The sequence below is a fragment of the Secundilactobacillus malefermentans DSM 5705 = KCTC 3548 genome, assembly GCF_001436395.1.
In the GTDB taxonomy this organism is placed as follows: domain Bacteria; phylum Bacillota; class Bacilli; order Lactobacillales; family Lactobacillaceae; genus Secundilactobacillus; species Secundilactobacillus malefermentans.
Genome location: NZ_AZGJ01000020.1, coordinates 1 through 21,637 on the forward strand (window position 1 = coordinate 1; position 21,637 = coordinate 21,637).

At 43.8% G+C, this 21,637-nt stretch carries 22 protein-coding genes and 1 riboswitch; of the genes, 13 read left to right on the top strand and 9 right to left on the bottom strand.

Features of this window, described 5'->3' with window-relative positions:
- Positions 1-363 precede the first annotated feature (363 nt).
- On the top strand, positions 364-786 hold the full coding sequence (locus tag FD44_RS05110) for a GNAT family N-acetyltransferase (RefSeq protein WP_033445151.1): 423 nt from the start codon (positions 364-366) through the stop codon (positions 784-786).
- A 33-nt stretch (positions 787-819) separates the two neighbouring features.
- Here FD44_RS05110 and FD44_RS05115 read toward each other — a convergent pair whose 3' ends face one another.
- The 4 genes from FD44_RS05115 to FD44_RS10505 all read right to left on the bottom strand — a co-directional run bounded on the left by FD44_RS05115 (position 820) and on the right by FD44_RS10505 (position 3,186).
- Positions 820-1,065 carry a hypothetical protein gene (locus FD44_RS05115; protein ID WP_010618997.1) on the bottom strand — a complete coding sequence of 82 codons (246 nt, stop codon included), beginning with the start codon at positions 1,063-1,065 and terminating at the stop codon, positions 820-822.
- Positions 1,066-1,127: 62 nt separating this feature from the next.
- Positions 1,128-2,270 (bottom strand): NADH-dependent flavin oxidoreductase, encoded by a 1,143-nt coding sequence (locus FD44_RS05120; protein ID WP_010618996.1) that lies wholly within the window; start codon positions 2,268-2,270, stop codon positions 1,128-1,130.
- A gap of 95 nt (positions 2,271-2,365) precedes the next feature.
- Complete coding sequence (locus FD44_RS05125) at positions 2,366-2,917, bottom strand: hypothetical protein (protein WP_010618995.1); 552 nt, start codon at positions 2,915-2,917, stop codon at positions 2,366-2,368.
- A gap of 92 nt (positions 2,918-3,009) precedes the next feature.
- Complete coding sequence (locus tag FD44_RS10505; protein WP_155801526.1) at positions 3,010-3,186, bottom strand: hypothetical protein; 177 nt, start codon at positions 3,184-3,186, stop codon at positions 3,010-3,012.
- Positions 3,187-3,293: 107 nt separating this feature from the next.
- Between FD44_RS10505 and cls the strand changes: the two genes are divergently transcribed.
- Entirely contained in the window at positions 3,294-4,751 is a 1,458-nt protein-coding gene (gene cls / locus FD44_RS05130; protein ID WP_010618994.1) for a cardiolipin synthase, read from the top strand.
- Positions 4,752-4,805: 54 nt separating this feature from the next.
- Here the strand turns inward: cls and FD44_RS05135 are convergent, their stop codons facing one another.
- Entirely contained in the window at positions 4,806-5,465 is a 660-nt protein-coding gene (locus FD44_RS05135; protein ID WP_010618993.1) for a TetR/AcrR family transcriptional regulator, read from the bottom strand.
- Positions 5,466-5,637: 172 nt separating this feature from the next.
- Between FD44_RS05135 and FD44_RS05140 the strand changes: the two genes are divergently transcribed.
- Together FD44_RS05140 and FD44_RS05145 are read left to right on the top strand one after the other, a co-directional pair.
- The gene (locus FD44_RS05140) at positions 5,638-7,377 is read left to right on the top strand and encodes an ABC transporter ATP-binding protein (RefSeq protein WP_010618992.1); all 1,740 of its coding nucleotides are present in this window, start codon (positions 5,638-5,640) and stop codon (positions 7,375-7,377) included.
- Between the two features lie 2 nt (positions 7,378-7,379).
- Complete coding sequence (locus tag FD44_RS05145) at positions 7,380-9,476, top strand: ABC transporter ATP-binding protein (RefSeq protein ID WP_010618991.1); 2,097 nt, start codon at positions 7,380-7,382, stop codon at positions 9,474-9,476.
- Between the two features lie 50 nt (positions 9,477-9,526).
- On the opposite strand, the gene FD44_RS05150 is transcribed toward FD44_RS05145, so the two are convergent.
- The 3 genes from FD44_RS05150 to FD44_RS05160 all read right to left on the bottom strand — a co-directional run bounded on the left by FD44_RS05150 (position 9,527) and on the right by FD44_RS05160 (position 12,574).
- Entirely contained in the window at positions 9,527-10,057 is a 531-nt protein-coding gene (locus FD44_RS05150; RefSeq protein WP_010618990.1) for a QueT transporter family protein, read from the bottom strand.
- Positions 10,058-10,139: 82 nt separating this feature from the next.
- Positions 10,140-11,453, bottom strand: a complete 1,314-nt coding sequence (locus tag FD44_RS05155; RefSeq protein ID WP_010618989.1) for an NCS2 family permease — start codon at positions 11,451-11,453, stop codon at positions 10,140-10,142.
- Positions 11,454-11,632: 179 nt separating this feature from the next.
- Entirely contained in the window at positions 11,633-12,574 is a 942-nt protein-coding gene (locus FD44_RS05160; RefSeq protein ID WP_010618988.1) for an aldo/keto reductase, read from the bottom strand.
- A gap of 97 nt (positions 12,575-12,671) precedes the next feature.
- On the opposite strand from FD44_RS05160, the gene FD44_RS05165 reads away from it, so the two are divergent.
- From FD44_RS05165 to cytX, 9 genes are all read left to right on the top strand, one after another.
- Positions 12,672-13,232, top strand: a complete 561-nt coding sequence (locus FD44_RS05165; protein WP_010618987.1) for an NAD(P)H-binding protein — start codon at positions 12,672-12,674, stop codon at positions 13,230-13,232.
- A gap of 82 nt (positions 13,233-13,314) precedes the next feature.
- Positions 13,315-14,160, top strand: a complete 846-nt coding sequence (gene proB, locus FD44_RS05170) for a glutamate 5-kinase (RefSeq protein ID WP_010618986.1) — start codon at positions 13,315-13,317, stop codon at positions 14,158-14,160.
- Positions 14,147-15,394, top strand: a complete 1,248-nt coding sequence (locus FD44_RS05175; RefSeq protein ID WP_010618985.1) for a glutamate-5-semialdehyde dehydrogenase — start codon at positions 14,147-14,149, stop codon at positions 15,392-15,394. Before proB ends, FD44_RS05175 begins: the two co-directional genes overlap by 14 nt.
- A 69-nt stretch (positions 15,395-15,463) precedes the next feature.
- Complete coding sequence (locus tag FD44_RS05180) at positions 15,464-15,814, top strand: hypothetical protein (protein WP_010618984.1); 351 nt, start codon at positions 15,464-15,466, stop codon at positions 15,812-15,814.
- Positions 15,815-15,863: 49 nt separating this feature from the next.
- Positions 15,864-16,646, top strand: coding sequence for a polysaccharide deacetylase family protein (locus FD44_RS05185; protein ID WP_010618983.1), 783 nt, complete (start codon positions 15,864-15,866; stop codon positions 16,644-16,646).
- A gap of 106 nt (positions 16,647-16,752) precedes the next feature.
- Positions 16,753-16,858: riboswitch (TPP riboswitch) on the top strand.
- A gap of 70 nt (positions 16,859-16,928) precedes the next feature.
- The gene (gene thiM / locus FD44_RS05190) at positions 16,929-17,720 is read left to right on the top strand and encodes a hydroxyethylthiazole kinase (protein WP_010618982.1); all 792 of its coding nucleotides are present in this window, start codon (positions 16,929-16,931) and stop codon (positions 17,718-17,720) included.
- Between the two features lie 16 nt (positions 17,721-17,736).
- The gene (gene thiD, locus FD44_RS05195; RefSeq protein WP_010618981.1) at positions 17,737-18,552 is read left to right on the top strand and encodes a bifunctional hydroxymethylpyrimidine kinase/phosphomethylpyrimidine kinase; all 816 of its coding nucleotides are present in this window, start codon (positions 17,737-17,739) and stop codon (positions 18,550-18,552) included.
- Positions 18,552-19,193: a thiamine phosphate synthase gene (gene thiE / locus FD44_RS05200; protein WP_010618980.1), complete on the top strand. Its 642-nt coding sequence runs from the start codon at positions 18,552-18,554 to the stop codon at positions 19,191-19,193. The genes thiD and thiE overlap by 1 nt, the downstream gene beginning before the upstream one ends.
- A gap of 15 nt (positions 19,194-19,208) precedes the next feature.
- Positions 19,209-20,381, top strand: a complete 1,173-nt coding sequence (gene cytX / locus FD44_RS05205; protein ID WP_010618979.1) for a putative hydroxymethylpyrimidine transporter CytX — start codon at positions 19,209-19,211, stop codon at positions 20,379-20,381.
- Positions 20,382-20,420: 39 nt separating this feature from the next.
- Here cytX and FD44_RS05210 read toward each other — a convergent pair whose 3' ends face one another.
- Positions 20,421-21,563 (bottom strand): ArgE/DapE family deacylase, encoded by a 1,143-nt coding sequence (locus tag FD44_RS05210; protein ID WP_010618978.1) that lies wholly within the window; start codon positions 21,561-21,563, stop codon positions 20,421-20,423.
- Positions 21,564-21,637: the final 74 nt, after the last annotated feature.

Genomic DNA, 21,637 nt, shown 5'->3' on the forward strand with positions numbered 1-21,637 from the left:
CTAACTTGATTATAAAACGCGCGCAAAACATTCGTTTTGTCCCAGCCCCGTTGCTATTTCCGAATATTCTTGCTTAGTCGGGTTCCAAAAAGCTACTTTCTCTGCCTAGCTACGATCAACAAACAATCCCAAGTGCAGGATTATTCGTTAATCTAGGCTGCGACTTGGACTGTCGCACTTCGACATAGTCCAATCGACATCGTAGCGGAGCGTAGTATGCTCAAAAGCAAACCGCCTTTTGTCTCACCCTCGTTTTATTGAGCTTTAAAGGCTCAATTACTAGGTGGGTTACATTAAATAGTGGCGTCACTGACTTCTTAGTCGTAAACTATTAACTATCAAAGGGAGTGACAGGTAGTGGAAATGGAAATTCGACCGATGCGAATAGCTGAGCAGGAACAGCTTGCTGCAATCTATTTGAAAGCCAGGCAGGTGAGCTTTCCTTGGGTTCAGGATCCGCAATTAGCAGATTTTAAACGGGATTCAATGGGCGAGTCCGTGATTATTGCGGCAATTGATGGCAAAATCGTGGGATTTGCGTCGCTGAATCGGTTATTGGCCTTTGTCCATTTACTGTTTGTTGATCCGGATTGGCAACGAATGAGTGTGGGACATCGACTCATTGAGGAAATGGATAAAAGAACGCAACGACCATTAACTTTGAAGTGCGTCATCGAGAACAAACCCGCCTTGGCCTTTTATAAGCGAGAAGGTTTTGAAATTTTACGGGAAAATCGCAATGACGTACCTGCAAATGATACGTTAATTAAACAAAAAAATGAGTGACTTCCGTTTATTTTACGGAGGCACTCATTTTTGTTACTGGTTTAATTTAACTTCAAGTTCCATTTGTTTTGTCTTTTCACGCTCAATCTTTAGCTTCTTCTTTAGGGAACGATTATGGAAGAAACCAACCGCTGCAATTGCCACCGGAATCGTTGTCAATGCGACAACTGGCGGAACAATCCATGGATTTTCTTTAACAAAATCAAGGTGTTTTTCGCGCATCATTTTTTCAAATTCAAATAGTTTTTTAGGATCCATTTCTGGTAGTTTACGACTCATCGTACATCACGCTCCTTTAACTCTATCATAGCGTAAATGAAAGCGCTTGTCTGCAAATATGTTTAATGGATGATTTGGTTCTCATCGGTGGAAAGTGGGAAGCCCCGGCCAAACGATTCTAATAGAAATTGCCAAAGTGGACGGGGAATTTGTAATTCAGCGCGGTCACTCTCTGAAATTGTGTAGCGGATGGCGGATTCGTCATCATTTTGAACTTTTTGAATCCATTGAGGTTCGCGAATTAATTCCCGACCCATTGCCACAAAATCATTGCCAGCATCGATTAGCGCGTCGGCCTGTTGGGGACTGGCAACGTGACCGACCGTTATTAATGGCAAATCGTCAGCAAGCACCGCTTTAATTTGTTCAAAGACTGGGGTCGTTTGCGTCGAATCAACAATAGAACCTGCCCAAGCGTCTGCCAACGAAATATGAAGGTAATCAATGGCTGTTTTGTTGAGCTTTTTGACGAATTCAAGTGTATCTTCCAAACGAATGCCCGGTTCCTCGCGCTCTTCAGGCGAAAGTCGATAGCCTAAAATAAAGGGCCGGTCTGCGGTCTCCTTGATGACCCGAGTGGCTTCCTCGATAACGGCAAGGGGGAAGGCCATTCGTTTGTCCAATGAGCCACCCCATTGGTCAGTCCGTCGGTTGGAGTGGGGGCTAAAGAATTGTTGCAAAAGGTAAGTGTTGGCACCATGAAGTTCGACACCATCAAACCCTGCTTCAATAGCAAGTTTGGTTGCATTGCCAAAGTCTTTAATGGTTTGCTCAACTTCAGCTTCTGTCAAAGCGCGAGGGATTTCAGCATCAGGACGAAGGGATGGAATCGCACTTGCGGAGACGGGTTGCTGGCCACGCAGAATTTTTGAATTGGTCATGCGTCCAGCACTAAATATTTGAAGAATTGCCTTGGTATGACCGACCTTGATTGTACGAGCTAAGCGTTGCAGGCCTGGCAGCATGGCCTCGTTTGTGATACTTAATTCGCCTTCAAAGCCCTTGCCGAGGTCGTTCACGTTAGCACAGCCAGTAATGAGCATCCCAACGCCGCCAGCCCGTGAATGATAGTAGTTAAGCTCGTCCGTGGTAATGGTACCGTCGTGAAAGCTCGATTTTTCAGTCATTGGCGACATGGCAATTCGGTTGGCAATAGTGACGCCATTTCGTAGTTTATAGGAATTTAAAAAGTGCCATTTTTTCATAGTTAACTCCTTTCTGACGCTAATTGTTTTAAGTTTACTCGTTTGGAAAAGAAGGCAAAAGAAAAACGTTCCGAAAAATCGGAACGCTTCAACGGTTATTCTTTAGCAATTTTAACGAAGACGTTATTTGTTTTGTCTTCATCAATATCCCGGACGATCTTATAGCCCGTGACGTGAAGCCTTGTAGACTTGTTCTTGCCAGTCGTTGTGTCCTTGACGGTGAACGTTTGGGTCATTGGGATGTCAGATAGCTTTCCCTTGAATTTGATAACGGTTTGAGACTTGCTGTTCTTACCAAATGAGTACGAAAGGGTTCCTTCCTTACTTAGGGCGTTTGCTTTTTGAGCGGCTGAGTAAGTCTTGTAATATTTGCTGACGTTGTAGATTGTCACCTTTTTTGAATCCTTATCAAATTTGTAGGCTTCAAATCCAGAATTACTCTTGGAATTGATACCGCCCGAAAGATACCAAAGATCACTATTATTTGAAATTTGAGATTGAACGGAAGTTGCTTTGGTACTTTTGACTTCGTTACGGAAACTAGCTTGCTGGTTTGATTGATTGCTGCTCTTACCGCAAGCACTCAATACAACCACAAGAACCGCGGCAAGACTGATAAAAATGGCCATTGTCCGTGATTTTTTCATGATATATCACTCCTCTATTTGACGATAGTATAGCACAGTCTCGTATGGGACAAAATTCTAACCTAAATTCTTAGCAAATAAAAAATAAATTGTTAACGGTTGTTCATGTATCGATAAATACCATATAGAACGATGGCGAGTAGAATGCCAAACCCAATCACCGGGTTCTCCCGGAAAATCCAATGGAAGACGCGAAACGTACCACGGCCATGGGGAATGGCAACGCCAGAAATGAAATTTGTCAGCATTGAAAGCAGAACCTTTCCCATATTTTTCTCCAGTTTAACGCATTTTTCAGGTAAAAGATAAGCAAAAGCGTTAAAATTTCGGTATCATAGGGACTATATGATTTTAATCGGGGAACGGGGTGCTTTAAGTGACCATCAATTGGTATTTAATATTCGAAATAATCGTTTTTATTAACGCGGCGCTTGCCTTTATTACCGTTTTTAGAGAAAAACGGGATATTGCGGCAACTTGGGCCTGGCTGATTGTGTTAGTTTTTGTGCCAGTTGTCGGCTTCCTGGCCTACGCCTTTATTGGTCGAAAGCTCCCAAGGCGTCAAATTTATCGAGTTAAAAACCAGGTCAGAATGCAGTTGGACAAACGGGTCATGCAGCAACGAACGCAAATTGGGTTCGATCATCTACCTGCTGACGACGTGACAGAAGAGACGTCCTCATTGGTGAGCCTCTTTGTCAGGACGGACCACGCTTTCCTGTCCCGTAAAAATCGAGTGAAAATTTTCATTGATGGTAATTCCCTATTTCACCGCATGATTCAGGATATTGAAGCGGCGCAATCCAGTATTCACATTGAATTTTATACTTTCTACAACGATAAGATTGGAAATGAAATTCTCGATTTATTGATTAAAAAAGCGCAGTCTGGCGTTGAAGTTCGGGTAATTTATGATTCTTGGGGGTCGATGGGAACTTGGCGAAGTTTCTTCAAGCCACTTATGGCCGCTGGAGGGCACGTTGAACCCTTCTTGGCCACCCATTCAGCTCTACTGGATTTCCGTTTGAACTTCCGTGACCATAGGAAAATTGTGGTAGTTGATGGAAAAATCGGCTACGTTGGCGGATTTAACATTGGGGATCAGTATTTGGGGCGTAAGGAAAAATTTGGTAACTGGCGCGACACCCATTTGAGAATTGTGGGTTCCGGCGTCTTCGGATTACAAGCCCGCTTCATTTTGGACTGGAACGTCACTGATAAGCACCATCCAATTCCAACTGATTACGTGGAACCAAAGTACTTCCCACTGACTAAAATTAAGGGCGAAACTAACCTGCAAATTGTCTCAAGCGGTCCGGATTCTGATTTGCAACAGATTAAAATGGGTTACATTCGCCTCATTCAAACGGCGCAAAAGCGACTTTGGATTCAATCGCCGTACTTAATTCCGGATGATAGTGTTTTTGATGCGTTGCGGATTGCCTCGATGGCGGGCGTTGACGTGCGAATTATGATTCCAAATATGCCGGATCACCCGTTTGTCTATCGGGCAACACAGTATTATGCGCGCCTGCTTGCGAATGATGGTATTAAAATTTATTTTTACGGAAATGGGTTCTTGCACGCAAAAACGATGGTTGTCGATAGTAAAATTGCCTCGGTTGGTTCAGCCAATCTGGATTACCGCAGTTTCAAATTAAACTTCGAAATTAACGCATTCTTGTATGACGCTAAGTTGGCAAAAGAGTTGGAAGATATTTTTGAAAATGATGTCACTAGTAGTGAGCTGATGACCCCGGAGAAGTTTGCGGCGCAGTCACTCTATTTAAAATTCAAACAAGACGCGAGTCGATTGTTGTCTCCAATTTTGTAGAAGTTGACACAAAAAGGGACCGAAATCCGTTAAGATTTCGATCCTTTTTTTATTTTATGATTTTACTATTTTCGTTTTCAAGCCTTCAATAATGATTTCCAGGCCCATTTCAAACTGTTCCTTTGCCGAAAAAGAATTTCTAATTTTGATGGAGGCGGCCATGTGTTGGAGCGCGTGTTCCTGAACGTTTTCATGGATAAGGGCAACGTGTTTGGCAATCTCCTGGCCTTTATGATCCACAATCTGTTGCCGAAAGCGATTTTCGGTGGATAGATCAATAATCGATCCAGTCAGGAGAAAATCGATGGAGGTCATGGCAACCGTTGATGTTTGCTCATCAATTCCAGCATCGGCCATAATCCCGATGGCGTGATCGATTAATCGGAGTCGTACAAGGGAGGAGGGAATTGTTTCAACCATCAAAATGGCTGAGGATGGGTAAGCAATATAAACGTCTAAAATATTATCAAAAAGTTGACGGAGTTGGTCTGCCCAGTTGAGGCTTGGGTCAGGAAATTTAATTTTTCCAATAATCACTTCGGCCATCGCCTGGAGAATTTCCTGTTTGTTTTTAAAATACCAGTACAACGTTGATACATCAATGTGCAGGTCGCGAGCAACGTGCCGGAGAGAAAAGGCATTAAAGGATTTTTCTTGTCCTAACGTTTTGATGGCTTGCTGAATAATCTGTTCTCGTTTAATTTCCTTTGGCAAAATAAGCCTCCTTTTTAAATTAATAAGAAATAGTAATTGTTTTTTAAGGTGTGATTTGGTAATATACAAATTGCTTTTGCTTCAGCGCTATTTTTTTGTTATTTACTCCAACACTGTTGGAGAGTTGATTTATTCTAACATATTTAAACAAGTTATCAAGGGAGGGTTCACTGTGATCACAAAGGCAATTGGTAAATATAAGCTGTTAGTGACTGCTGCTATTCTAACCATGTTAATCCAGGTTGGGGCAACGTTATGGCAGCCCAGTTACATGAAAAGTATTCTAAGTGTGATGGCAAATACAGCACTTTCCACGTCAGGCAAAATTGATCGGATAAGTGGGTACGGGGTCGCACTGATTGTTATTGCGGTAATCGGATTAATTGGCTCTGTTTTAAACACGATTACTGCGGCTAAAATTGCCCAAGCAGTTTCAGCCGACTTACGAGAAAATACGTTTCGAAAAATTCAGACCTTCTCATATGAAGATGTTGAAAAATTTAAATCAGAAAACCTCGTTGTCCGAATGACGAATGATATTAACCAAATTCAAATGCTCCTAATGATGATTTTTCAGGTTCTCATTCGGGTCCCACTCCTTTTTGTTGGGGCGTTTGTCCTCTCGATTATTACGATGCCCCAACTTTGGTGGATTATCATCGTCATGGTGGTCCTAATCGTTGTGGTCACAGGCTTATCAATGCGCGCAATGGGGCCACATTTCTCAGCTTTCCAAAAATTAATGGACCGCATTAATGGAATTGCCAAGGATAATCTGCGAGGCGCACGCGTTGTTAAATCATTTGTGCAAGAGAAAAACCAAGAAGCTAAATTCGATAAGGAATCGGATGACCTATTTGGCCATAACTTATCAGTTGGGTATATTTTCTCAACGATGATTCCGGCCTTCACCATTATTTCGCAATTAGCTATTTTTGTCGCTATTTTATTCGTTTCAACCTTTATTACGAAATCGGCATCGTTTGCGCAGGATCAGTTGGGGGGCATCATGTCCTTTATTCAATATATGATGCAAATTATGTTCGCCATTATTATGGGCGGAATGATGTCGATGTTTGCTTCACGTGGCTTCGTGTCGATGGGCCGAATTGCTGAGGTTCTCGATACGAAGGTTTCAATGATTTTCGACGATGTGCCGGATGAAACGCTTGATGGGACGATTGAGTTTGATCACGTTTCGTTTGCCTATCCAAATGACGATGAACCAATGCTAAAGGACGTCAGTTTCAAAATTAATTCCGGTCAAATGGTGGGAATTGTTGGAGCAACCGGTGCCGGTAAATCTACCTTGGCCCAATTAATTCCTAGACTGTTTGATCCAACTTCTGGAACCGTCAAAGTGGGCGGTAAGGATTTGAGACATGTGTCAAAGGGAACCCTAAAGAAGAATATCTCGATTGTTTTGCAAAAGGCTATTCTATTTTCCGGTACCATTTCTGGAAATCTGAAACAGGGAAAGCAAGATGCGAGCTCGAGTGAAATGGATCGCGCAGCGCAAATTGCGCAGGCGGCCGAGTTTATTAATAAGTTACCGGACCGGTATGAAGCAAACGTTGAGGAACGAGGGAATAACTTCTCTGGTGGCCAAAAACAACGAATGTCGATTACCCGGGGAATAATCAAATCACCGAAAATCCTTATTTTAGATGATTCGACATCCGCTTTGGATGCCAGATCTGAAAAGCTTGTACAGGATGCCTTTAGCCAAGAATTAAAGGACACCACTACAATTATTATTGCCCAAAAAATTTCGTCTGTTGTCCATGCGGATACCATTTTGGTAATGGATGAAGGGCGAATTGTCGCGCAAGGAAACCACAAAGAGTTGGTGGCAACTTCTGATGTTTACCAACAAATTTATGCAACCCAAAAAGCAAAGGAGGAAGCCTAAAGATGAATGATACGACTAGAGCAATTCGCTTTTTTTACCTTTACTTAAAGAAGTACAAGCTGCAGTTCCTTATCATTGCCATTTTTATTTTTGCGGCAACCTATTTGCAGGTTGAGGCGCCCGTCGTGATGGGACACGCCATTACTCACTTAACGACTTATGTAGGCGATTTTTTCACTCATCAGCATGCGCCAGAAGCAATGAAGGCTTTGAAAAAAATTGCTAGCGCCGCAACCACCTCGCAGGATTCACTTCAAAAGATTGCGGAACAGTTAGGTCAAGCGACCGGGCAGCACGTTTCCTGGAAAGCGCTGACGGATTCAAATGTACCGCAACAGGTTCTCTCAAGCTTGCCAAAGGGGACCTCAATTCATCAGTTACAACAAATGGCGCAGATGCCAACCAATTGGAAATTTCTCACGGATTCAAACGTCCCAGCTTCACTATTAGATGCATTGCCAAAGGGAACCACCATTCACAGTCTGCGCCAAGTTGCGTTATCAAATCCAGCAAGTAAGGCGGATTTCTTCGGTGCAATGTGGAAGCTGCTAGGTTTCTATGTGTTTACAGGAGTTGCCCAGCTTATTTACACCATTTTGTTTACGCCAATTGTCGCTCATTCAACGAACCGTATGAGAAAAGGGCTTTTCGGTAAATTGGAACGGATGACGATTGCGTACTTTGATAAGCACGAAGATGGTGATATTTTAGCTCGATTTACCTCTGATTTGGACAACATTCAAAACACTTTGAATCAGGCTGCGGTGAACGTCGCGACCAATGCGGCGCTGTTTATTGGAATAATCATCATGATTTTTAACCAAAACGTCAGCATGGCCTGGGTCACTGTTTCGACAACACCAGTCGCAGTTTTATTTGCCGTCATCATTATCATTCAAGCCAAGCGGTCAACTGACCGGCAACAGGCCGAGGTCGGAACGCTTAACGCCTACATGGATGAAAAGATTTCCGGCCAAAAGGCAATCATTGTTGAAGGTCAGCAGCAAGACGCCATTGACGGTTTCGTTAGCCGCAATAAAAAAGTTCAAAAGTCCACGTTTGCATCCCAAACCTGGTCAGGAATGATTTTCCCATTAATGAACGGGTTTTCGTTAGTGACGACAGCCCTCGTTATTTTCCTGGGAACTAAAATTGCGCTGAATGACAGTTCTTTGAGTACCGCTGCAGCCCTTGGATTGGTTGTCACATTTATTCAATATGCCCAGCAGTATTACAATCCAATTATGCAAATTTCCTCTTCATTTGGACAATTGCAGTTAGCCATTACCGGCGCAACTCGATTGAACATTATGTTTGATGAGCCGGATGAGGTCCGTCCCGAAAATGGCAAGACCTTTAATGGAGTTGGAAAGGGAATTCAGATTCAGGATGTTGATTTTGGTTACAGTCCAGATGTTCCAATCCTAAAAGATGTGTCAATTGATGTCAAAAAGGGGCAAATGGTTGCGCTTGTTGGGCCGACTGGATCTGGTAAGACAACGGTCATGAACTTGATGAATCGATTTTACGATGTGGATAAGGGTGTTATTAAGTACGATGGCACCGATATTCGGGAATTTGATTTGGATAGCTTACGGGCCAAAGTCGGAATCGTCCTGCAAGAGTCAGTTCTATTCTCTGGCACGATTGCGGATAATATCCGATTTGGGAAGCCAGATGCAACGATGGCAGAAGTCATTACGGTTGCCAAGACGACTCACATTCATGAGTTTATCGAGGGACTGCCGGACAAGTATGAGACGGTAGTTGATGATAATAATTCAGTTTTCTCAGTTGGACAGAAGCAGCAAATTTCGATTGCGCGAACTATTCTAACCGACCCAGATATTCTGATACTGGATGAAGCAACTTCTAACGTAGATACAGTTACGGAGCAACAAATTCAGTACGCGATGGAAGCTGCCATTGCTGGGCGAACTTCATTTGTGATTGCCCATCGACTTAAGACAATTCTAAATGCGGATAAGATCATCGTTTTGAAGGATGGTCAAATCATTGAAACCGGAACGCATCACGAATTAGTTGAGCAAAATGGTTTTTATGCCGAGTTGTATCATAATCAATTTGTATTTGAGTAAATTTAAAAAAGCCAGAACTTCGATTTTCGAAGTTCTGGCTTTCTTGGTAGTTAGTTTAATAGTTTATCCAAATTAATCCGCTTATTCATGATGTATAGCAGGATTGCCCCGATTGTCAGTGAGATGAACTCACCAATGGCAATGGTTCCCCAGCTAAGCCAAAATGTTGGCCAAAAAGCAGTTTTACCAATGAAGGCAATTTCTGCGGCGATGGTGAACATTGAGAAGGTCACCCACAGATCACCCACGATTAATCGGGGAATGAATCCCTTAACGTGGGGAATGATAAATCGGAGCAGAATCAACGTGAATAGGGTAGACAGGCTTCCCCAGACAACGTCAATCAAACCAAGTGACGACATAAGAAAGTTGGAAATGGCAACGCCTAATGTAACCGCAACAACGTACCGTTTGTTGAAGATAGCTAAAATATTAAACATTTCAGCCAGTCGAACCTGAACGGCAGCGAAGCTAAAGGGCGCCAAGACCATCGTAATTACGACGTAGAGTGCAGCGACAACCGCAACGCGTGTGACATCATACACGTTGTCAATGCCTAAAAAACTAGTCTTAGAATTCATAACAAATTCCTTCCTTTGCTTAGATAGTGAATTATTAAATTTCAATATCTAAGAATACTCGTTTTCTAGGCGATGCGCAACGCTATTTGGTATTCAAAATCCAAAGAAAAATGATGAAGACGACGGCAAGGCCGTACATCATTGGACCAACTTGTTTGCCTCGTTTAGCAGCAATCATCGTTAGTGGGTAAGTGATAAAGCCTAAAGCAATTCCGTCAGAAATACTGTAAGTTAGGGGCATCCCAATGATGATTAGGAAGGCTGGTGCAGCAATTTCGAACTTCTTCCAATCAATTCCGCTCATTGATTGCGCCATGAGAATTCCGACGATAATCAAAGCTGGCGCGGTTACTTGGCTTGAAACAACGGCAAGTAGGGGCGAGAAGAACATTCCTAAGATAAAGAGACATCCAGTGATGATGGCGGTGAAACCAGTTCGGCCACCGACTGCAATCCCGGCAGATGATTCAACGAAAGCACCCATTGGGGAAGTTCCCAATAGTGACCCAACAACCATTGTTGAAGAATCAGCAGCAAGTGCCTTACCAATTCGTGGAATTTTATTGTCTTTAACGAGACCGGCTTGTTCAGCAAGGCCCACTAAAGTTCCAGTTGTATCAAAGAAGGTCACTAACAGGAACGTTAGCACAACGACCACCAGTTGCAGCGAATTAATATCAGTTACATGATAGAAGGCTTGCATAAAGGTTGGTTTCAAACTTGGAACACCGGAAACGATGTGGCTAGGAACCGCAATCAAATGGGTGAACATTCCCACAATTGTCGTACCAACCATTCCGATGAAGATGGCACCGGGAACCTTTGCGCTCATCAGAACCAGCGTTAGAATCAACCCAACAATTGTTAACCAAGTTGTCCCAACGTTTAAGGGCCCTAAGCCAATGATGTTCGACTTGTTAGCGACGACGAGCCCGCCTTCGCTTAACCCAATAAAGGCGATGAATAGCCCGATCCCGGCCGCAATCGCCATTTTTAAATCACGAGGAATTGCATCAACAATTTTTTCACGGAGTTTAAATGCCGTCAAAATGATGAACAGGATTGAGGCAACAAACACACCGGCTAAGGCAGTCTGCCATGGGAAGCCCATTCCGATGACAACGGAATATGAGAAGAAGGCGTTAATCCCTAAACTTGAAGATAGTGCAATTGGATAACGGGCAACAATTCCCATTACGAAACAGCCAAAGGCACTGGCTAGCGCGGTTGCTGTAAACACAGCGCCCTTATCCATGCCGGAGTCTCCTAAAACGCTAGGATTTACGAATAAAATGTAAACCATTGAAATGAACGTGGTTAATCCCGCAAGTGTTTCGGTACGGAAGTTGGTACCGAGTTCGTCAAACTTGAAATACTGAGCAATTTTGTTAGTCATTAATAAACGACTCCTTCAATAAATTATGATAAATGCGAAACACGAACATTAATTTCGCTAATGTTCGTGTTTTATACGACCTTTTACTTATTAATGATAACATCTTATGAATATAATGACAATACACGAATAAAAAAAGATAGCCTCCGATAAAGGTTATCTTTTTTTGAATGGAATTTTTAATTTGAAAGTGATTTAAAGGCATTATCAATTGAATTATAGTCGTTATCTGAAAGGGTAAGATCCATTGCTTTAGCATTGTTAAGGACCTGTTCCGGCTGTCTAGCACCAGGAATGACAACGCTAATCGCTGGATTTTTGATGTACCAAGCAAGAATTAACTGGGCCATGGTTGCATCGTGTGCATCTGCTAGAGGCTGTAAATTATTAACGGCTTGCACAATTCCAGCAAAGCGGTCACCTGAAAAGTTTGGGTTATTTTGACGTGGATCGTCGCTAGGAAAATCGGTTGCTTCATGGTATTTACCCGTTAAAAGGCCTGAACCTAACGGGAAGTAAGGAACAAATGAAATTTGATGTTCTTTGAGGTATGGGAAGAGGCTAGTTTCAGCATCGCGATGAATGAGGCTGTAATTATCCTCAATGATATCAATTTGGTTATCGACATTTCCCTCTTTAATTTGGTCGAGGCTGAAATTAGAAACACCGATTGCCCGAATTTTTCCGGCCTTTTTGAGATCAGCTAAAGCGTTAACAGCTTCTGCCTTTGGTGTGCTTGAGTCGGGGAAATGGATGTAAAAAATATCGATGTAGTCAGTTTTCAGACGCTTGAGTGCCTCATCAACTGATTGCTTGAGGAAAGCGGGTGAATTATTGAGTTTGCCATTTTGGGTAGGATCCTGCGCAGCCTTTGTCGCAATCGTCACTTTACTGCGATCGTACTTTTGTAAAACTTGGCCGATGATTTCTTCAGATCGACCAAGACCATAAGCATATGCCGTGTCTAATAGCGTAATGCCGTTGTCTAAGGCGGCTTCAACTACTTTGGCACCTTTGTCATCATCCAAATTCGGAAATAGATTATGGCCACCTACCTTATTCGTTCCCAATCCAAGTGGGGTTGAGACAACTCCAGTGTTACCAATTTTTACGATATCCATGACGACGGAACCTCCTTGTTTAAATTAACGTTAGCGTACCCCCAAAGTATAGTACACTGGAGGTATAAAAACATAATCATATGACGAGGCAATTGATTTGAAAACAATTTTGATATTAGGAGCAGCTCAACCGGTAGCTAAGCTAGTGGCGGCTCAGCTTCAAGGCCAGGACCAATATAATTTAAGGCTGTGGTCGACAGGTGATCCACACAAGGCGGCTGCCTATATGGATGCGGTAAAGAATGCGGACATCATCTATTCGGACTTTACGGGGATGGATGTTGACTGGAATATTGAGGCGGTCACTGAGGCCATGCGCCAACAAGAAAATAACAGTGCTCGGTTCATTTTCCGATCAGTTTCGGGAATTGATGGAGAGCTAACAAATTCAGCTCAATATACGGGTATTCAGGATAAAGAGAAGTTTCTGGATCAACAGCGTTATGCCATCAAAATGATTGATGAGGCAGAAATTCCGTACACCATTTTGCGAGTGGGAAATGTGATTGACGGACCAAAGACAGATTTCACCATTTATAATGAAGGAAACCAGATTCCATTTGGAAATGTTTCATGTGAAACACTGGCCACAATAGTGGTTGACGAGATTTCAAATGCAGCACACGTTAATCAGTCAATTGGTATCATTGAAAAATAGGGATATAGCTTGCTATGAAAGCCTTTTTACGCTATTATCTGATAAACTATTAAAAACTAATTAGGAAAAAGGGGAAATCAAGATGCAAGTGGGGAACGCCAAACGCCAAATTAATGCGAATCGGATTGTGGTCAAGATTGGAACGAGCAGCTTGATTTACCCCGATGGCAAATTAAATTTAAAGACAATTGACCAGCTTGCTTTTGTGTTGAGTGCGCTTTGTAATCAAGGAAAACAGGTGATTTTGGTTTCCTCTGGCGCAATTGGCGTTGGGTTAAATCAACTAAATTTGACGGAACGGCCAACCAGTATTTCAGCACAGCAGGCCTTGGCATCCATTGGTCAAAGCAAGCTCATCATGATTTTTAATCAACGCTTTGAACACTATGGTCAGCAAATTGGTCAATTGTTGTTGACGCATGACGTTTTTGATTATCCGAAAAGTCGGCAGAATGTGCTAAACACATTTGAGAAACTGCTTCAACGCAACGTGATTCCAATCGTTAATGAAAATGATTCGGTGGCCGTTGATGAACTTGACCATAAAACGCGATTTGGGGATAACGATCAACTATCAGCGATTGTGGCGAGTCGAACAAACGCAGATTTGCTGATTATGCTGTCGGATATTGATGGTTTTTACAATATGAATCCCCTTAAAAGTCCGGATGCAGCACTCATTTCTGAGGTTGATCAAATCACACCTGCCACCTTTGAGGTTGCGGGTGGTAAGGGCAGTGAATATGGCACAGGCGGTATGTTTACAAAGCTGAAGGCTGCCGAACGACTCATGAACGAGAACCGCCAAATGGTGCTCGCAAACGGTCGAGAACCTAAAATTATATTTGATATTTTAGCCGGTATTCCGGTTGGAACGTGGTTTAACCCCCTTCAACGAAAGGAGTTTTCTAGTCATGGAAGCAAATAAATTAACGGTACTTGGTAAACAAGCCCAAACAGCGGCAAGTCAACTGGCCCAATTGGCTACAGCAAAAAAGAATGAGTTACTAGAAGCAATGGCAACGAGCCTAATCGCTCATCAAACTGAAATTTTAGCGGCAAATGCACGAGATCTCGCTGAAGCAACCCAGTTAAAGCAGAGCTTTATTGATCGCTTAACGTTAACGGCGGATCGACTTGCGGATATGGCTGCTGGCATGCGCCAGGTTGCCCATCTTGATGATCCAATCGGCAACGTTGATAAAATGTGGCGAAATGAGGCTGGCCTATTAATTGGTAAGCAGCGGGTTCCTTTAGGCGTGATTGGGATTATTTTTGAAGCGCGGCCAAACGTCACAGCCGATGCCGCAGCGTTGTGTTTTAAAAGTGGTAACGCCGTGATGCTTCGCGGTGGCAAGGAAGCAATTCAAACCAATATTGCGGTCAGCAATGCCTTGCGAAGTGCCTTGGAGGAACAACAGGTTGACGCTAACGCCATTCAAATGGTGACGGATACGACTCACGAATCTGCCAATGAAATGATGCAGTTAGTTGGCTATATCAACGTGTTAATCCCACGTGGTAGTCAACGGTTGATCCAGCACGTCGTTGAGACGGCAAAGGTTCCCGTCATCGAAACTGGTGCGGGAAACTGCCACATTTACGTGGATTCAGATGCTGATTTGCAAATGGCGATTGATATTACCGTCAACGCAAAGGTTCAACGCCCCTCCGTTTGTAATTCTGCTGAAAAATTAGTCATTCATTCGGCTGTTGCACAGAACTATTTGCCAAAGATTGCGGCTGCTTTAGCTGAAAAGGATGTGCAGTTGCGCGGTGATGATCGTGCTTGCAGCATTGTTCCCAACATGATTAAGGCGGATGAGGAAGATTGGTCGACTGAGTATAACGACCTGATTATGGCAGTGAAGGTGGTTGACTCAGAGGATGAAGCAATTGCCCATATTAATCGCTACAATACGAAGCATTCAGAGGCAATCATCACGAACAATTATCAAAATGGCCAAACCTTTTTGCAACAAATTGACGCGGCCTGTGTTTACATTAATGCGTCAACACGATTTACGGATGGTTTTGAATTTGGGTTTGGTGCTGAAATTGGGATTAGCACGCAAAAATTACATGCGCGTGGTCCCATGGGGCTGAACGAATTGACCTCGATAAAGTACATTATTTACGGAAATGGTCAGGTACGAAAATGAGAGTCATTCTTAGTCCTATTTAGAGAAAAGGCTGTTAAAATATAGATGAGAAATGGAGGTGATTCGCAGTTGGCTATCAAAGTTAATCGAGAACAATTAGATGTCGTTAAACAGAATATGATGGAAGCAAATCAGCGCTCTCATTTCATTATTTTTGAATCAGTTGAGAATCAGACTAGCGAGGCCCTGCGACTCATCACGGATTACGATAGTTTCCAAACGATTAAAGAGCAGCATCATGATGAAGCAAGCATGGCAATTGCGCAGGATATCGTTCCCATTACCGACACACTTGCAAAATGGGCATTGGCTGAGAATGCAGCGGCTAATAATCCGACTGATTCGGGTGTTTTGAAAGATTTGGAAAAGTGTACGAATGATGTTTTGAAAGAGAATAAATTAGCAGAAAATCAAGCTTAATATTATTGTTAGCGGCAAGTTGGTCACGTTTTGGAAGGGGAGATCCAAAATGAAAAAATCAATGATGCTTCATAGCAACCTATTTAAAAATGTGAATCGGGGATTCATTATGGTTGCCGCCGTTTCTGGGGGACTTTTTCTAGGGGGACAGCAGCAAGCTTCTGCAGCGACGACACCAGCACCAGTCGAAATTAATCAGGGCTTTGCTCACACAACTGTCGGAAACACAAAAAAGTATGTCAGTTTGACGTTTGATGATGGGCCAAGCCCAACATTGACACCGAGACTTCTAAAAATCTTGAAGAAGTACAACGTTCCGGCGACATTCTTTGAAGTTGGCTATAATGTGAAGGCGCATCCGGCAACCAGCCGTTTGGTCCTCAAGTATGGCCACACAATTGGGAATCATTCGTGGAATCATCCCGATTTGGCAGGCATGTCAATGAGAAGTGCCAAGAGTCAAATTAGTCGAACGGATAAGGTCATCTACAAGGCAACGAAGACTAAGCCGAAGTACATTCGTCCACCATATGGGTCAATTACGCACGCTGAAATTAAAGCGTTCAACCGTCCAATTATTCAATGGAACGTTGATTCATTAGATTGGTCCTATCTCAATGCGGCAAGAACAGCTAACCATGTCGTTGCAACCACTCATGGGCGTTCCATCATTTTGATGCATGATATTCATGCAACTTCGGTGGCGGCGGTCCCAAGCATTATCAAACGATTGCGAGCTAAAGGCTACGTTTTTGTTTCACTTGATAAGCAGTTTAACGGAAATTTGAAACATGGTTATCAGTATTTTGGGTATGGTGATTATCGAAAGTAAATGAGAATGGTAGATTAATCAGGGCTTAGCTGGCTCTGATTTTTTTAATTGTATCCGTTTACTTTCTCATTGACTCAACCTTTGAATATCAGTATGATTGAACCATAAACAACACGAGGGGTGTCCATTAGTGGGCTGAGATGTTGCTGCACGCAACGATCCCTTTGAACCTGTAAGTTCACACTTGCGTAGGAACGTGTTATCAGTCGGTAAAGAAGTGAGGACCGTCATCCTATGTGTAAGGGTGGCGGTCCATTTTTGTGTTGAAAAAGGAGAAAATAAATGAAACTTTCACTATTAACTAAGTTACGACAACAAAATCCCATCGTCCTCAATATTTCGAACTTTGTCACGGTACAAGATGTGGCAAACGGCATCAATGCCATCGGGGGCTCACCCATCATGTCCGAGGAAATAGCTGAAACTGAAGCCATGGTACAAATGAGTCGTGCGGTTGCCCTTAATTTGGGTGCGTTTACGGAAGCCCAAGTCGCCCACATCCGAAAAATGGGGCGTTTGGCAAATGAATATGGCAAACCGGTCATCCTTGATCCGGTCGCAGTTGGGGCAGTGAAGTATCGATTGGAAGTGGCCCAACGACTGCTGACTGATTTTCAAGTGTCAGTCATTCGGGGTAACGCTGGCGAAATTGCAGCACTCGCAGAGGTAGACTGGGCAGCCAAGGGAATCGACGCTGGTGAAGGAAGCGGCGACCTCGTGGAGATTGCAAAGGCGGCAGCGAGTCGATACCACTGTGTTGTTATTTTAAGTGGCCCAACCGATGTTATTTCGGATGGCAAGAACGTGGTAAAGGTTGAAAATGGGACCCCCCTATTCCAACTACACGTGGGATCAGGCGACATGCTTTCAAGCATCGTGGGAGTCTTTGATGCCGTGGCGGATGGTGATGATTTTGAAGCTGCTCAAACGGCATGCCTGGTCTTTGCAGCAAGCGGCCAATTAGTGGCCGAGGAACTGGGAGCTGAATTGCCAGGAACCTTTTCAATGAAGTTGATGGACAAACTCCATTTAGTGACTGAAGCAGATATTGAGAAAATTGCGAAATTTAAATAGAAGGAGTTCAACAATAATGAGTGAAATAAATGAGTTTCCACAAACCTTAACCATCGCTGGAACGGATTCTGGCGGTGGTGCGGGCGTCATGGCGGACATTAAAACGATGCAGGAACGCCACACGTTTGCTGCAGCAGTGATTGTTGCGGTGACCGCACAAAATACGCTGGGGGTGCAGGATTTCATGGCCCTTCCAGAAAAAATCATTGATGAACAGTTTGCGTCCATTGCAGCTGATTTGAAGATTCGGGCGTGCAAAACGGGCATGCTAGCGGATGCGGAACACGTGCGAATTGTTGTGACTAATTTGAAAAAAGGTGATTTTGGTCCCCTAATTGTCGACCCAGTGATGATTGCAAAGGGCGGTGCTGCCTTATTAGCGGACGATGCAATTCAAGTTGTCCGGGATGAATTAGTTCCACTGGCAACCTTGATTACGCCAAATTTACCGGAAGCAGAACGTCTAACGGACATGAAAATTAACTCAAAAGCGGATATGGAGCAGGCGGCCCGAAAGCTGCAAGAGATGGGGGCTAAAAACGTCCTGATTAAGGGTGGCCATGGGGATGAAGATGAAGTCAGTGATTTGACACGTTTGGAATCTGGGAAAACATTCTGGGTCTCTGCACCGCGAGTGGACACGATTCGAACTCACGGAACGGGCGACACTTTGTCGTCTTGTATCACATCTGAGTTGGCAAAGGGTCAGTCGATGGAGCAGGCCATCAGAATTGCCAAAAAATACGTTGAGGCCGCAATTGCGGATGGGATTCAGGTTGGAAATGGACACGGCCCACTCAACCATTGGGCCTATCGAAAGGTGGTAGACTAATGGGAATTCAGTTTAAGCCAGAGCAGTTAAAAGCTTACTTTGTTTGTGGCTCACAAGATGTGCATGGTGATTTTGTGACGATTGTGAAGCAGGCGATTGATGCGGGAATAACGATGTTCCAATTTCGGGATAAGGGCGCTGGGTCGACTTTGACACCCAGCCAAAGGTTAGTCGTTGCTGGCCAAATCCGCAAAATGTGTCGGGACGCTGAGGTGCCATTTGTCGTGGATGATGATGTTGAATTAGCACTGGCAGTTGGCGCCGATGGGGTTCACGTGGGACAGTCTGACGAGCAAATTCAGCGTGTGATTCAGCAGGTGGGATCCAAGATGTTTGTGGGATATTCCTGCTCGAATTTAACTGAAATCAACCGGGCAAATGAAATTGCTGGAATTGCTTACTATGGGAGTGGTCCCATTTTTGAAACGGGCTCCAAGGCGGATGCGGATCCGGTCATTGGAATTGCAGGGTTGGCCAAATTGGTGACCGCAGCCACGCGGCCAGTTGTGGCAATTGGTGGTATTACCGAAGCATCGTTGACCCCAATTATCAAAACGGGTGCTGCAGGATCGGCCGTTATTTCAATGATTGCGCAGAGTGATGATCTTAAACGGACCGTTTCAGCGATGAACCGGGCGTAAGGAGGGAATTAATAAATGTATAAGGCGTTAAGGAGTCAATTTTTACTCTGGATGGGCGCTGCAATCTCGATTGCAGAAATCGTCACGGGGACGCTCATTGCCCCGCTTGGATTAGCAAAAGGAACGCTCGCAATTATAGTGGGTCATTTGATTGGTTGTTTTTTGTTCTTACTGCCAGCGGGATACATAGGCGCCGTTCAGCACCAAACCGCCATTCAGTCCACGGAATCGACTTTTGGCAAGCAGGGTGTGTGGGGCTTTTCACTGATAAATGCGTTGCAACTTCTGGGATGGACGGCCGTGATGATTGTGAATGCTGCCCAGGCAATGAATAGTGTTTCAAGGCGATTATTTGGCTTTCAGAGTACTTGGGTCATGAGCGCCATTGTGGCGGTGCTAATCATTATCTGGCTACTGTTGGATACAAAACTTCTTTTCAGAATAAATAATTTTGTGGTTGGCCTGCTATTTTTAGGAGCGCTACTGATGCTTTTTGAAATCTTCAAAGCCCCAGTTGCCAGTCATCAGGTGGCGACGGGGGGAATGACGTTTGGTGGTGCGGTCGAGCTCAACGTCACAATGGCGTTATCCTGGTTACCACTTATTGGTGATTACACGCGAACAACGAAACGGCCGCTACAGATTGCGTTGACCAGTGCTTTAGGGTATTTTGTTGGCAGTTTATTTATGTTCATGACGGGGTTACTGATTGTGACTCGAACGGGGATGACTGATATTGCCAGCTTGCTAACCGCGAGTGGCTTAGGATTAGTGGCATTATTCATTGTGATCTTTTCAACGGTCACAACGACGTTCATGGATGCCTACTCAGCGGCCACCAATATCGATAATCTTTTTCACAGTAAAAAAACGAACTTTATTGGGGTTGGCGTGACAATCGTTGGGTTATTAATTGCGTTGGTGGTCTCGATGACGTTCTATCAAAACTTTCTTTACTTCATTGGGTCAGTTTTTACGCCATTGTACGCAATCGTATTTGTGACCTTTTTCATCACAAAACAAAGTCTGCCAAAGCTTTGGAACTTAGGATTGTGGTTAATAGGCGTTTGGGGTTACTATGCACTGCAACAGGTTGCTAGCCCACTAGGAACGACATTTCTATTGTTGATTGGAATGGCAATATTGGTGGTAGCGAGTCACTGGCTAGTGAAGCTGATTAAAAACTAAAAATACCGATCCGCAATTTTTTGCGGGTCGGTATTTATTTTAGCTTAAAAATGATTTCACCATGTTTTTATATATTTGATTGACTGCTAAATAATTTTCGATTTCGACGTGTTCATCTGTTCGGTGAGCTTGATCCCAGCCACCTGACCCAAGAACAACGAGCGGAAATTGATTAGCCGACTTCGTATACTCGGAAGCATCGGTGGCGCCATGAATCACGGTCAGTTGACTTGGTTTCCCTAAAGCGTCATCGGCAATCTGCTTAATCTGTGTGACAAATTTAGAGTTAGGATCGGAAATGACGGGTTTAAAGCTGTAATTCACTTTGAAGTCGAGGTCAACTTTATCTTCTTGATTCAATTTGGCAACGACTTCGTTTAGTCGATCGATGACGTGTTGGTTATCAAATTCGGGAATTGGGCGAATGTTTCCTTGGAGAACGGCGCTACCGGGGATGCTGTTGACCTGGTCGCCACTATGAAACATGGTGACGCTGTGCACCAATGGGCCGAGTTCAGGACTTGGTTTGACGTCATCAAATGCAGTAGATTCGGCATTGACGAATTTGACGAGGTTAGTCAGTGCGTTGACGCCATCCTGTGGCATCGAACTGTGTACACTAAGACCAGTAGAGGTAATGGTGTAATTGAATGAGCCGTTATGACCGTACACGACATTTCCGCCAGTTGGTTCACCTAAAATCATGCCGCTTAAATCATCAGCGATGCCATCTTTAGTGAGGTCGCGAGAGCCCATGGCCCCATTTTCCTCACCAACGGTTCCGATGAATCGAACGCGTCCCTTTAATGGAACGTTTGCTTCACTTAGTTCAATGATGGCAATAATCATGGCTGCCAGGCCACTCTTCATATCGGCGCTACCTCTTCCGTAAATGCTGCCATCGTGAATTTCAGCGGATAGGGGTGGGTACGTCCAGAGACTCTCATCTCCGACGGAAACGGTGTCCAAATGACCAGCCAGCGCAAGGACTTTATCGCTAGTGGGATCCCCAATTTCGGCGATGAGGTTTGCGCGATCAGGTGCATAGTCACTAATGTGCGAAACGATGCCGTGCTGTTTAAGCAATTCTTGCAAATAGTGCGCAACTTTGGCCTCGTGATCATTTTCTGAATCAATTTTGATTAAGTCTTGTAGAATAGTAATTTTTTGATCCTTATTCATAAAAGTCCTCCTGAACGAAATGAGATATGTTTAATTATATTCTAACCCTTTTGCCAGATAAAAAGCGAAAGCAA

Bases quoted from the DNA above. Each gene is read 5' to 3' on its own strand.
- FD44_RS05110 (WP_033445151.1), top strand. From the start codon at position 364: ATGGAAATTCGACCGATGCGAATAGCTGAGCAGGAACAGCTTGCTGCA.
- FD44_RS05115 (WP_010618997.1), bottom strand. From the start codon at position 1,065: ATGAGTCGTAAACTACCAGAAATGGATCCTAAAAAACTATTTGAATTT.
- FD44_RS05120 (WP_010618996.1), bottom strand. From the start codon at position 2,270: ATGAAAAAATGGCACTTTTTAAATTCCTATAAACTACGAAATGGCGTC.
- FD44_RS05125 (WP_010618995.1), bottom strand. From the start codon at position 2,917: ATGAAAAAATCACGGACAATGGCCATTTTTATCAGTCTTGCCGCGGTT.
- FD44_RS10505 (WP_155801526.1), bottom strand. From the start codon at position 3,186: ATGGGAAAGGTTCTGCTTTCAATGCTGACAAATTTCATTTCTGGCGTT.
- FD44_RS05145 (WP_010618991.1), top strand. From the start codon at position 7,380: ATGAATGATACGACTAGAGCAATTCGCTTTTTTTACCTTTACTTAAAG.
- FD44_RS05150 (WP_010618990.1), bottom strand. From the start codon at position 10,057: ATGAATTCTAAGACTAGTTTTTTAGGCATTGACAACGTGTATGATGTC.
- FD44_RS05155 (WP_010618989.1), bottom strand. From the start codon at position 11,453: ATGACTAACAAAATTGCTCAGTATTTCAAGTTTGACGAACTCGGTACC.
- FD44_RS05160 (WP_010618988.1), bottom strand. From the start codon at position 12,574: ATGGATATCGTAAAAATTGGTAACACTGGAGTTGTCTCAACCCCACTT.
- proB (WP_010618986.1), top strand. From the start codon at position 13,315: ATGCAAGTGGGGAACGCCAAACGCCAAATTAATGCGAATCGGATTGTG.
- FD44_RS05175 (WP_010618985.1), top strand. From the start codon at position 14,147: ATGGAAGCAAATAAATTAACGGTACTTGGTAAACAAGCCCAAACAGCG.
- FD44_RS05185 (WP_010618983.1), top strand. From the start codon at position 15,864: ATGAAAAAATCAATGATGCTTCATAGCAACCTATTTAAAAATGTGAAT.
- thiM (WP_010618982.1), top strand. From the start codon at position 16,929: ATGAAACTTTCACTATTAACTAAGTTACGACAACAAAATCCCATCGTC.
- thiD (WP_010618981.1), top strand. From the start codon at position 17,737: ATGAGTGAAATAAATGAGTTTCCACAAACCTTAACCATCGCTGGAACG.
- thiE (WP_010618980.1), top strand. From the start codon at position 18,552: ATGGGAATTCAGTTTAAGCCAGAGCAGTTAAAAGCTTACTTTGTTTGT.
- cytX (WP_010618979.1), top strand. From the start codon at position 19,209: ATGTATAAGGCGTTAAGGAGTCAATTTTTACTCTGGATGGGCGCTGCA.
- FD44_RS05210 (WP_010618978.1), bottom strand. From the start codon at position 21,563: ATGAATAAGGATCAAAAAATTACTATTCTACAAGACTTAATCAAAATT.